We start from the raw sequence: 12,352 nt of genomic DNA on the forward strand, positions 1-12,352 counted from the left end.
TATGGGGGTACGGCCTAGTTACCCGCACCCATTGTTGACAGTTTCAAACGGGCTTTGGCATGGCCCTGCCTTGCTGCCTTCAGATACCATTTGATCGCCTCCGTCCTGTCCGGGTTCAAGCCGCTTCCCTCTTCATAGACAAGTCCCATGCTGTATTGAGCCTTGGCATTGCCAAGCTCTCCGGCCTTGCGGAACCATTTGGTTGCTTCGCTTGTGTCCTTGGCCACCCCTTGTCCGGATGCAAACATTACGCCAAGGCGATATTGTGCGTCGGCAGAACCCTGTGCTGCTGCTTTGCGGAACCAGCTGGCCGCTTCAACCTTATCTTCGGTGACGCCTTGTCCGCGTGCATACATAAGACCGAGTTTGTACTGTGCATCGGAATTGCCTTGCTCGGCCGCCCTGCGAAACCATTTCAGTGCTTCGGCACGATCCGGCGTGATGCCCATGAGTATCGGATCAGACCTCCCGAACGTTGTCGCGGATACGGTGAAGCTCTGTGCAACCGTCTTCAACCAGATGGCAGCCTCTGTTTGGCCCTGCACCGTGTCTTTTCGTTCATAATACAGCACACCGAGCCTGTATTGAGCGTCCACCTGGTCTTGTTCAGCTGCCTTGCGATACCACTTCAAGGCTTCAACCGGATTTTTCAGAACGCCTTCGCCGTGTTCATACATGTAGCCGAGACTGTACTGCGCATCGGCATAGCCTTGTTCGGCAGATTTGCGATACCATTTGGCAGATTCAAACAGGCTCTTTAGAATTCCCTCACCACGGTAATATTTGTAACCGAGATTGTTTTGCGCGACAGCGCTCCCTTTATCGGCAGCCTTTCGGTACCAATCGATAGCAAGGCGCAAGTCCTTCGGAACACCGTTTCCTTCATCATATAACCTGCCAAGATTGTTTTGTGCCTTGGCATTTCCTTGGTTCGCCGCCTTCTGATACCACTTCAACGCAGACTGGTAGTCCGGTTTCGCGGGGTCTCCGGCAGCGTCGAGATACCCGAGACCAAACTGGGCATCGTCAAATCCCCGCTCTGCCGCTTTGCCGTACCAGCGGCGTGCTTTGGCGAGGTCCCGGGTTACACCTTCGCCATTTTGGTATTTCAACCCAAGCCTGGTTTGAGCCGAACCGTTTCCTTGCTCGGCTGCCTTGCGATAAAATCTGATGGCTTCCGTATAATCCTGAGCGACACCCTCTCCCAGATCGTAGAGATAGCCAAGATTATATTGTGCATCCGAGTTGTTTTGCTCCGTTGCTTTGCGGTACCATTTTGCGGCTTCGGCCATGTCCTGGGCAACACCAGATCCATAATAGTACGAGTCGCCAAGGTTGTTTTGCGCTGCGACATGGCCCTGATCGGCGGCTTTGCGATACCATCCGGCGGCTTCGGCCTTGTCCGCTGCTACACCCTCGCCCCTGTCGTACATGTTACCGAGGTTGTTCTGCGCGAAACTGTTTCCCTGCTCAGCGGCCTTGCGATACCACTCGGCGGCCCGTGCTGCATCCTTGCCCACTCCATACCCGTGGGAATACATGACGCCAAGATTGTTCTGCGCTTTTGCATACCCTTGCTCGGCAGCTTTGCGGTACCAGCGGACGGCCTCGAGATCACTTTTCTCAACACCCGTTCCCTCAGCGTACATACTGCCAAGGTTATACTGCCCGTCGGCCAGGTCCTGCTCCGCAGCTTTCCGGTACCAATGAACCGCTTCAGCCAGATTCTTGACGACGCCTTGACCAAACTCATACTTCAGACCCAGATTCGACTGGGCATTCGCATTGCCTTGATCGGCCGCCTTGCGGTACCATTTGACAGCCGCAACGTAGTCCCGCCGAATGCCTGTACCATTGTCGTACATGACGCCAAGACTATTCTGCCCTTCGGCCAATCCTTGCCCGGCCGCCTTCCGATACCATCGGACCGCTTCCGTACTATCCTGTTCAATGCCCGTACCGTTATCGTACATATCAGCGAGATAGCTTTGCGCCTTGGCGTAACCCTGCTCGGCCGCCTTGCGATACCAGCGGACAGCCTCGGCCTTGTCTTGTGCGATGCCGGAACCATGCTCGTACAGTACCCCCAGATCAAGCTGAGCCTTGGCCATGCCCTGATCAGCCGCCTTGCGATACCATTTTGCCGCTTCGGCATCGTTCTCGGGTACCAGGCCACCTTCATCATAGCGGCTGCCAAGCTTGTGTTGTGCGCTAGCATCTCCCTTCTCGGCCATACCAAGCAGAAGGTCGATTTCCGTTGGGTATGCGCCATTTTTAAACGGGCCGGCTGCCTCGTTCGCACAGGCATGCGCGCTCAGGCCAAACAGAAATCCAGACACCAGTAAAAGTCTGCCGCCCCGCATGAAATCCCCTTGAAACTGCTTTTGCAGTACCCCCATTCTATAATGCATGCCGAATTGGACTTCGGAAAGACAGTAATCATCAAAATTTCCAAGTAATCTTTTGTCGTTGCATACCATAGTGAAGGAGATTGAAAGCTGTTCCCGCGAATGCTATGGGAGAACCAGCTCAATTCAGGAAAGGAGGGCTGCGCATGAATACGTTCTTCCGGCATCATCGCCAGCGTGGCCCCGTCAACGCCCTGCAGATACGTTTGCAGGGCTGACCGGAAACAGCTTTTCCATACCCATTCCAGGTCTGCCCTTCGTGGTCGCGCAGCGCCAAGCTCAATTGTTCGAGCCGCTTTGCGCATCATCACAACCCACCGAGCCAGGATGATCATTTGATCATCGCGTGCACTATACGACAGCATGAGAGAATTGCGTCGTTGCACACGGCCCGGCAGACCAGAGATTGAACATGGCACTCATCAATGTAAGAAACCTTGGCGTTACCCTTGGAGCCCCGCTTTTTATAAATCTCAACCTCGTTGTCGGCGCTGGTGATCGAATCGGCATCGTGGCCGCCAATGGTCGCGGCAAATCCACCCTTTTGCGCTGCCTCGCGGGAACGCTTGATTCGACCACAGGCGACATAACGCGCGCACGCGGCCTGCGCATCGGCTATGTCGAACAGACCGTACCGGACAATCTGCTCAACACATCATTCTACGACATGGTGCTGCAGGCCCTGCCCGCCGAGCAGAAGGAGACGGAAAGCTGGCGCGTCGACGTTGTGCTGGCCTCGCTCGATGTGCCGGACGCATTGTACGAGCGTACGCTCGCCCAGCTCAGCGGCGGCTGGCAACGGCTTGCCCTGCTTGCCCACGTCTGGGTCACCGATCCGGATGTGCTTTTGCTGGATGAGCCCACCAACCATCTTGACCTTGCCAAGATCGCGCAACTGGAAGACTGGCTCAACAATCTGCCGCGCGATGTGCCGGTGGTGATCTGCAGCCATGACAGGGCCTTTCTTGATGCAACCACCAACAGGACCCTGTTCCTGCGGCCGGAAAACTCCCATGCCTTTGCGTTGCCCTATACAAGGGCGCGGGTAGCGCTGGATGAGTTCGATGCGGCCGAAGCACGCCGCTACGAGCGCGACATGAAGGTGGCGCAGCAATTGCGCCAGCAGGCGGCCAAGCTCAACAATATCGGTATCAATTCCGGCAGCGACCTGCTGGTTGTCAAGACAAAGCAACTGAAGGAGCGAGCGGAAAAGCTGGAAGATGCCGCGCGTCCCGCGCATCTGGAGCGCTCTGCCGGAGCGATCAGGCTTGCCAATAGCGGCACGCACGCAAAGGTGCTGGTGACACTCGATGATGCCTCCGTCGAGACGCCGGATGGAACGCCATTGTTCAAGACCGGCAGGAAATGGATCTGTCAGGGCGACCGGATCGTGCTTCTGGGTGCCAATGGCACGGGTAAATCACGTCTCGTCGGCATGATCAGGCGCGCGATCACCGAACCGCTGACCTCACCGGAAACCGTCAAGGCGACGCCTTCGCTCGTCCTTGGCTATGGCGACCAGGCACTTGCCGACCTGCCGGATCGGGACACGCCGTTCGACACGATCAGCCGGCGCTTCGATATTGGCGACCAGCGCACGCGCACCCTTTTGGCCGGCGCCGGGCTTGGCATCGATATCCAGAACAAGCCGAACAGCGTGCTATCGGGTGGACAGAAGGCGCGGTTGGGCATGCTGGTGCTGCGGCTTGCCAATCCGAACTTCTACCTGCTGGATGAACCGACCAACCATCTGGATATTGACGGGCAGGAAGCGCTGGAGTCCGAATTGATGGCGCATGAGGCAAGCTGTCTGCTGGTCTCGCACGACCGCAGCTTTGTCCGGGCCGTCGGCAACCGGTTCTGGCTGATCGAGAAACGCCGTCTCGTGGAGGTGGAAAGCCCGGAAGCGTTTCTTGCTTCCGTCAGCGGCACCGCATCCTGATATCAATTCCGGGCCGCCTCACAGAGACGGCCCGGAACTCTTTCAGTGGGCGTGCGCGGCATGGGCCGTGACAATGGCATCCGCTTCCTTGCCGTAAAGCTCCTCGAAGTGATCGAAGGCCTTGGAAAAACTGCCGATGCCCTGCGTAGCCGAGCGCAAGGCGCGCGCCAGCTCATCCAGTGAACTGCCGGGAATCATTGCCCGGAAAACATCCCAACCCTTGGTATTGTCGTCCCGGTCGAAACCAAGCACCTGCCCCTTGAAGGCGGAAACGATGGGCACGAGATTGCCTGAGTAGACTGACGGAATGTGAATCTCGATGCGGAAGACCGGCTGCATCAACACGGCCGCCGCTTCCGAAAGTGCTTGCCGGACGCCCATTTTCGCCGCGGCCCGGAAGGCGAATTCCGAACTGTCGACCGAGTGATGCTGGCCATCAGTCAGCATGACGCCGACATCAATGACGGGAAGGCCCAGCGGTCCCCGTTCCATCGCCTCGCGCGAACCTGCTTCCACCGCAGGTATGTAATTGCGCGGTACCGCCCCGCCCTTGACGGTTTCTGCGAAGGAGAAACCCTCGCCCCGTCCGTTGGGATGCACGCTCAGTTTCACGTCGGCAAACTGGCCGGCACCGCCCGTCTGCTTACGATGGCGGTAGTGAATCTCGGCCGGTTTGGAAATGGTTTCCCTGTAGACCGGGCTGGGCATACGATCACTGACATTGACGTGGAACACCTCGGACAGGGTTTTGCACAGATCACGCAGATGCACCGGCCCCTGGGCACTGACAAGCTGCGCCCCGGTGCCCTCTTCCTGCGCAACCCTGAGCCCGCGATCCGTTTCCACCAGTTTCGCCAATGTTTCAGAGAGTTTTGTCTCGTCCCGTTCGCTTTCGGGAACGAGGATACGCTCCAGCATCGGCGTTGGCGGCATCGTCCATTCCGGCGCCGCTATAACGCCATCCAACGTCAACAGCGCAGGCACCGGCAGATGATCTGATTTGACCGTGCTGAAAACATCACCTGGTGCAGCGGTTCCTGACGCCGTGGGACGGCCGGTTCCAGGGTCCTGCACCGGCCCGAGACGTCCGCCGCCAAGCAAAGCCCCCTGCTTTAGGCCGTCTTTCAGAGCCCGGATCAGTACAGTCTTGCCGATATTCTGGCGGTGATAGGCGTGAAAGCTGATCGCCGCCAGTGCATTTTCCGGCGTGCTGCTGGCAGCGGCAAGACGCTTGCGCAGAGCGTCAACCGGCGGCGCTTCATGGCGCAGCGCCTTCATCAGCCGCAGTATGCCGTTGCTGTGGCTGGCTGCCCCGAGCAGGACCGGAATAATCTTGTTCTCTCGCAGAACACGCGATGAAATGGCAAAGACCGCATCGCTGGGCGGTTCACGATCTTCAATCAGTTCTTCCAGCAGCCAGTCATCGAATTCAGACAGATGTTCCAACAGCTCGGCACGCGCCTCGTGTTCGCGCTCAAGCTCGCTTTCCGGTATTTCGATCAGGGCGGATGTCTGGCCCTCGCGATAGCGCCAGGCCCGTTCCGAAATCAGATCGCACGTGCCGACAACCTTGTCGCCCTCACGGATTGGTATCTGCCGCAGAACAAGGGAATGGCTGCAATAACCCTGCAGAGCCGCAATCACATCCCGCACGCGGCCTCTCGGCTCATCGATGCGATTGACAAAGAGGATACATGGCGTTCCAGACGCTTCAATAACTTTGAGGTAAGGAGCGGCCAGCACCGCTTCTTCCGGGGCCGGAGAAACGCAAAGAATACAGGCGTCACTCGCCATAAGTGCATCTTGCGCATGGGCAAGGGCTTCATTTGCCCCCGGGGTATCCAGCGCGCACCATATTTCTTTTCCGAAGGTGAATTCCGTCAGATTAAGCCCGTAGGGCGAGACCGACTTCTTTGGCGCGCCCTCCAGCGCGCCGAGTTTTTCCACGAGTGTGGATTTTCCGGTCTGCGAGGGTCCAAGTACCGTAAAGCAGCGCATTCGCGTCCTCCCCTGCTACGATCAAAGTCTCGCAGACAGGATGCCTCAACACGGCCAAAAGCGCCAGAGTGGCGATGTTTTTCTTGATCTGCCGGCACGTTTCCAGCAGCAGAAAAGAAACAGGCCGGATTTGCATCCGGCCTGTTTCATTCTGATCTGTCATCGTGGACCACCCGAGGGTGATCCCGCTGGCAACCGCTTTAAGCGGCGCTCAGCTGATCCGCTGACATTTTGCCCGACTTCTTGTCGCGCACCAGTTCGTAATTGATTTTCTGGCCGTCGTTGAGATCACGCAGACCTGCGCGTTCAACTGCAGAGATGTGTACGAATACATCTGCACCGCCATCTTCAGGCTGAATGAAGCCGAAGCCCTTTGTAGAATTAAACCATTTAACTGTGCCTGTGGCCATAATGAACCTCCGTAGGGCAGATGTATCGAGACGCCGCGCAAAGTGCACGACGCACCCTTGTAACGATTTTTTATAGAAGCCGTAAAGCCCATATACGTGAAAGTGTTAACGTGTCTTGCAACTGTTTTATTACAATGGCACGCCAAGGCCCGATTTCGCAACCTTTGCCGGGGCCTGTGGCCTTGCGCTCGCGGTGCGTCCGGGCCATGAGTGGCCGCAATGTTTCGGTCGTCGGATAAACACATGCAGAGCAAACAAATCGCAATCATCGGTGGCGGACCCGCAGGCCTCATGGCTGCAGAGGTATTGTCCGCCGCTGGGCATGGTGTGACAGTTTACGATGCAATGCCAACCGTCAGCCGCAAATTTCTGCTGGCGGGAAAATCCGGCCTGAACATCACCCATTCGGAAGACTACAGCCGTTTCGTCAACCGTTTCGGCGCTGCGTCAGCCCGTTTGCGCCCGGCTCTTGATCGTTTTACCCCCGCGCACGTGCAAGACTGGGCCGCAGGGCTTGGCACCGAAACATTCACGGGTTCATCCGGCCGGGTATTTCCGAGGGCAATGAAAGCCTCACCGCTGCTGCGCGCATGGTTGCGCCGGCTTGAAGCGCAGGGAGTGACCATTCTGACCCGGCATCGCTGGACGGGCTTTGCGGGAAACGGCTTTACATTCGAAACACCTGACGGGACAAAAATCATTGAATGTGACGCGGCGCTGCTGGCGCTTGGCGGAGCCAGCTGGCCACGACTCGGGTCGGATGGAGCATGGTCCCAGCCGTTGAGCGAGAGCGGCGTCGAGGTCAACACGCTGCGTCCGGCCAATTGCGGTTTCGACGCGGACTGGGATGACAGTTTCAGGGAACGGTTTGCCGGTGAACCGGTGAAATCCGTGACTGCCACATCCGGTGCGGGTACGTTTTCCGGCGAGTTCGTCATCACGCAGACGGGGGTGGAGGGCAGCCTGATATACGCCCATGCGGCCAGCCTGCGTGATCAGATGGCAAGCGAGGGCAGCGCCGCACTCAAACTTGACCTTGCACCGGGACGAACGGTCGAGCGGTTGGCACGCGATCTGGCACGGCAGGACAGCAAGGCAAGTTTTGCCAACCGCCTGCGCAAGGGCGCGGGGATCGACGGTGTGAAATCCGCCTTGCTGCGGCGCTTTGCGGAAGCGGCCGATCTCACCGATCCGGAGCGTCTTGCGATATGTATAAAGACGCTGCCACTCACCCTGTTGCGCCCTCGCCCCATCGCGGAAGCCATTTCCTCGGCAGGTGGCGTTGCCTGGGATTCCGTCGACGATGGCTACATGCTGAAGGCGGTTCCCGGCGTTTTCGTCGCCGGGGAAATGCTGGATTGGGAGGCGCCTACCGGGGGCTATCTCCTCACAGCCTGCCTCGCTACCGGCCGAGCTGCGGCGGAAGGCATGGAAGCCTGGTTGAACCGGTAGACCGTTTTTCCGACCAAACTCCGGCTGTCAGCGCCCGATCTCGTTCGCCACCATCGAAGGGGCGCTCCCGAGCCAGGCACGCCGCATGGCAAGCGCCAGCTCCGCCAACCCGCATATCAGGATCAAAAGCAAAAGTCCGCTCTTGCCCGCGTGGACCAGCATCCACCCGCCGAGCGATGGGAAGCCGAATATTCCGACAAAGTAAGACAGGACGAACCACGTCAGTGCAGCTGGGCGATGTTCGGCAGGTGAGTCATTGACCGCCTGAGTCTGAATGATCGAGTAGACGAGCCCATAACCGATCCCGAGCAGAAGTGCGGCGAGCATGTGAAACACGGGACTCACCGGCACTGCAAACATGGCAATGATACCAAGGACCATGATGAAAAGGAGGACTTGCGCGCTGGTTTCCCTGGGCGCCCGGTTAACCAGCGGTGCGAGCAGCCAGCGTGACAGGACCACCGTAACCGCATAAATGGCAAAGAACGTGCTTGCGTGTGCCGCCGTACCAGCCACCAGCGCGGTCTGAAATGTCAGGATGCCGGAAAAGACGCAGGCGCCAAGGGCAACCATGACAATGGGATAAATCGCTGCCGTACGGCTGATGGCAGGAAAATCGCGTAGCCAGCGGCGCGATCCGCTGGCCGGGCGCACTGCCGCAGCCACCCGCTCGAATGCCGCAAGCAGGACCGCGGCAACAACGGCAATGCCGCCGACAATCAGGAATGTCGTGACTGTCGGGAAGTGCAGCGTGCGAATGGCGAAGTCGGCCAAAATGGGACTGCCGCCGATGCCCGCCATCTGGAATGCGCCAAACCGGTTGAACCAGAGCGCGCGATCCGCATCATTCGTTCTTTCAATAACCGCCATGGGCGCTGCAAGATAAAATGCGCCCCAGCCCAGACCGATAAGAAATCCGCCAACGGCGATCAGCGGCGTGATCGCCGTCAGCATCGTAAAGAAAACAAATCCCGCAGCGACACTCAAAGCACCGCAGGCTGCCAGATTTGCAGCGCCTATCCGGCCGGAAAACCAGCCAACAAGCGGGACGCCGACGAATGTGCCAATCATCGCGGCCGCAAGTGCCAGCCCCGTATCGACTTCATTGCCGCCGAGCGTGTGGAAATAATCGTTGAGCAGAAATGTGGCGCCATAACCGGCAGCCGTCAACAAAGTGCCCAGAAACAGAAACATTGCAGTGGTGAGGCGCATGGTTTTATCTCATATACGGAGGAAAAGTGGCTTTATAAAAACCGTAATCCCGCGTAAAATACAGGTCCACTTTACACTAACGAGATGGACCACTTGGGAGAAGAAATGGCAGTTCCCCGTAAAGTGCGCCGGCGTGAAAGTCCGGTGCATTCATTCCAGCCGTTCATTGACAGGACCAAGGCCTCCCCCGTGGTGCGCCAACTGTATCTGTCGCTTCGCAAGGCGATTCTGACCGGCCAGATACCTCCCGCGTCGCGCCTGCCTTCAACGCGACTCGCCAGCATGGAATGGGAGCTTTCGCGCGGCGTGGTTGCGGAGGCTTATGACATCCTCATCACCGAGGGTTATGCGCACGGCGTACATGGCGCCGGTACATTCGTTGCAACCAGCATTCCCGCGCAGCACGAGAAGCCCGAAAAACCCCGGCAGCAGAAACAGGCGGAACGCACCATTTCCAGTGCGGCCCGGAACGCCCTTGCTTGTGCAGGCAGCTTTGATACCAGTACGCAGGTGCCATTCGTCACCGGGCGCGTGGTGCACGACGAACGAACGAGCGCCCTGCTTCGCAGGCTTTCGGCACGTCATCTGAATTTCAGCCGCGACCACTACCGCCATGTACAGGGCCAGGAAAACCTGCGCGAAGCCATCGTGGCCTACCTGACGGCTTCGCGCAGCGTCCGTTGCGATGCCAGCCAGATTTTCATCACCTCAGGCACACAACAGGCCATTGATCTGGTGGCTCGAACCCTGGTGACACCGGGTGACCGGATTTTGACGGAAGACCCGTGTTATCCCGGCGCGCGTCATGCATTCGCGCTGAATGGCGCTGAACTGGCCGGAGTAGAGGTCGACGAAAACGGCTTGCAGACTTCGTTGCTGCCGCAGCTGTCCGACGGGGTCCGGGCGATTTATGTTACACCGTCCCATCAATATCCCGCAGGCGCGGCCATGTCGCTGCCGCGGCGTCTTGCGTTGCTCAATTGGGCGCGGGATAATCACAGCTGGATCATCGAGGACGATTACGACAGTGAGTTCCGTTATAATGGCCGACCGCTGGCATCACTTCAGGGGCTGGATGAAAATGATCGCGTCATTTATCTCGGCACGTTCAGCAAGGCGCTCCTGCCCAGTTTCCGTGTGGGCTATGCCGTTGTGCCGCGTGATCTCGTCCCGGCGTTTGCCGCCGTACGCCCCTTCCTTGACCGCTTCCCGCCTCCCTTCCAGCAAAGCGTCCTGGCTGATTTCCTGACGGAGGGCTATTTTTCCAGCCATCTGCGGCGCCTGCGGGAAAGCTACCGCAAATCGCGCGACCTGCTGGTTGCAACGCTGCAAGAGCAGGTTGCCGATCATCTGACGGTCACGCTCCCGCATCAGGGCATTCATCTTGTCGGCCGCAGCACCGGAACGTGGCAGGGAGACCATTTGGTTGCATCCGCCTGTGCGGCTCGTGGCGTCAAGGTGATGCCGGTTTCACCAATGCATGTTTCCACGAAGCCGCGCGACGGGCTGCTTCTGGGTTTTTCCGCGCTGACATCAGGCGAAGCGGAATCCGCCACGGCACGGCTGCGGGCAGCACTCGATGAGGTGGCTCGAACGGGTGCCGGCTCAATGCAGCCCTTGCAGAAGATGATCACGCCCTGAGTCGTCGTTGGCTGCGACAGCCTGTCTTGCCACTGGCAGCGCACAGGGTCTGGATATCCGGATAAGTCGGCAATCAGGCCCTGTTCAGGACGAGCAATTTCATCCGCATACGCCGACGTATGCGGCGCATGGTCGCCAACAGATGCGCCTGGGCAGGCTCGCTGCGCCCATACGCCTGAACAACAATCTTGCTTTTGTAATTTTGCGGATCGACGTAAGTAATCTTTGCTCGCACAACAGTGGTCTCCTCACAGAGTCTTTTGACATTTTATGAGAGACGCTTCTTATGCTCTTTTCTGTTGAACTTTAGAATAGCTCTATTGAGAGTAACCTTAACGGCGTTTCTGAAAGTAAAACTTGAAGTAATTATATGCAAAATTTGGAGAGACCCGACGGCATCTGATATTTTGAAGGACAGACGACCATCGAGTCTCGTGCTGGCCCCACGACAAACCAGCATCGCCATGTTGATGCTCAGACCTTGCCGGGTCAAATTACAAATCGGCAATGATGCCTTTAAGGCTCGATCTAGAGAAACAGTTTGAATGCAACCGGGATCGCAACGCCAATCATGAAGATTGCCAAAGCACAGGTGCGGCAGACAAAATCAGTCCAGATACTGTCGTTGTCGTTATCACTTAGCATGGGACCAGCCTTCAAATTCAACGAGGGTTAAATGCCCTCCAAGCCCCCAAGGATAAGCTTGCATGCTTAACGACGCGTAAATGCGGCTTCAGACGTCCGGCCAAAGAACCGGCAAGGCAAAAGCTCCCCGATCCAACGAATAAGGCCCATAGCCGTATTTGCGTTGCAGTCTCAAGATGCGAACGCTCTATCCGCGGGCTTTGTCGACGCTCCAGCTTCCTGGGCCTGCAGCAGCCAGATAGAGGAAGACAAAGCAGAACAGCACGGCGCTTTCGCCGTGGTTGATAATCGGGAAAAAGCCCTGCGGCGCATGGGCCATCCAATAGGCCACCGCCATCTCGCCCGAAAGCAGGAACGCCACAGGCCGCGTGAAAAGACCCAATGCGAGAAGTATGCCGCCGACAAGCTCAAGGATAGCTGCGACGCCGATCAGTGACATCAGATTGGGGCTCGGGTCCATCGCCATGGGATAGCCGAACAGTTTTGAGGTGCCATGCGCCACAAACAGCAACGCCGTAATGATGCGGAGGACCGACAACAGCCGCGGCGCCCACACCGTTTCAAGTTCAACTCGAGAGATCATGTTGCCTCGCTAAGAACGTTGGAGGCTAGAGAATGTCTGGCTTCACTGTGAAACGCAATGC

At 57.9% G+C, this 12,352-nt stretch carries 9 protein-coding genes; 3 read left to right on the top strand and 6 right to left on the bottom strand.

Annotation, left to right across the window (positions count from 1 at the left end):
* Positions 1-14: 14 nt before the first annotated feature.
* Positions 15-2,363, bottom strand: a complete 2,349-nt coding sequence (locus FHW16_RS02075) for a tetratricopeptide repeat protein (RefSeq protein WP_182547508.1) — start codon at positions 2,361-2,363, stop codon at positions 15-17.
* A complete protein-coding gene (locus tag FHW16_RS02080; protein ID WP_182547509.1) occupies positions 2,315-2,743 on the bottom strand; it encodes a hypothetical protein in 429 nt (142 codons plus the stop codon). The genes FHW16_RS02075 and FHW16_RS02080 overlap by 49 nt, the downstream gene beginning before the upstream one ends.
* 77 nt (positions 2,744-2,820) lie before the next feature.
* Here FHW16_RS02080 and FHW16_RS02085 point away from each other — a divergent pair, with 77 nt between their 5' ends.
* Positions 2,821-4,350 carry an ABC-F family ATP-binding cassette domain-containing protein gene (locus tag FHW16_RS02085; protein ID WP_182547510.1) on the top strand — a complete coding sequence of 510 codons (1,530 nt, stop codon included), beginning with the start codon at positions 2,821-2,823 and terminating at the stop codon, positions 4,348-4,350.
* Between the two features lie 42 nt (positions 4,351-4,392).
* Here the strand turns inward: FHW16_RS02085 and FHW16_RS02090 are convergent, their stop codons facing one another.
* Positions 4,393-6,348 (bottom strand): elongation factor G, encoded by a 1,956-nt coding sequence (locus tag FHW16_RS02090; protein ID WP_182547511.1) that lies wholly within the window; start codon positions 6,346-6,348, stop codon positions 4,393-4,395.
* Positions 6,349-6,548: 200 nt separating this feature from the next.
* A complete protein-coding gene (locus FHW16_RS02095) occupies positions 6,549-6,758 on the bottom strand; it encodes a cold-shock protein (RefSeq protein ID WP_162700345.1) in 210 nt (69 codons plus the stop codon).
* 243 nt (positions 6,759-7,001) lie between these two features.
* Here FHW16_RS02095 and FHW16_RS02100 point away from each other — a divergent pair, with 243 nt between their 5' ends.
* Complete coding sequence (locus FHW16_RS02100; RefSeq protein WP_182547512.1) at positions 7,002-8,210, top strand: TIGR03862 family flavoprotein; 1,209 nt, start codon at positions 7,002-7,004, stop codon at positions 8,208-8,210.
* A 27-nt stretch (positions 8,211-8,237) separates the two neighbouring features.
* Here the strand turns inward: FHW16_RS02100 and FHW16_RS02105 are convergent, their stop codons facing one another.
* On the bottom strand, positions 8,238-9,422 hold the full coding sequence (locus FHW16_RS02105) for an MFS transporter (protein ID WP_182547513.1): 1,185 nt from the start codon (positions 9,420-9,422) through the stop codon (positions 8,238-8,240).
* A 105-nt stretch (positions 9,423-9,527) separates the two neighbouring features.
* Between FHW16_RS02105 and FHW16_RS02110 the strand changes: the two genes are divergently transcribed.
* Entirely contained in the window at positions 9,528-11,063 is a 1,536-nt protein-coding gene (locus FHW16_RS02110; protein WP_182547514.1) for a PLP-dependent aminotransferase family protein, read from the top strand.
* A gap of 832 nt (positions 11,064-11,895) precedes the next feature.
* Here the strand turns inward: FHW16_RS02110 and FHW16_RS02115 are convergent.
* Positions 11,896-12,291, bottom strand: a complete 396-nt coding sequence (locus FHW16_RS02115; protein WP_182547515.1) for a DoxX family protein — start codon at positions 12,289-12,291, stop codon at positions 11,896-11,898.
* Positions 12,292-12,352 lie beyond the last annotated feature (61 nt).

Source organism: Phyllobacterium myrsinacearum, assembly GCF_014138285.1.
Lineage (GTDB): Bacteria > Pseudomonadota > Alphaproteobacteria > Rhizobiales > Rhizobiaceae > Phyllobacterium > Phyllobacterium myrsinacearum_A.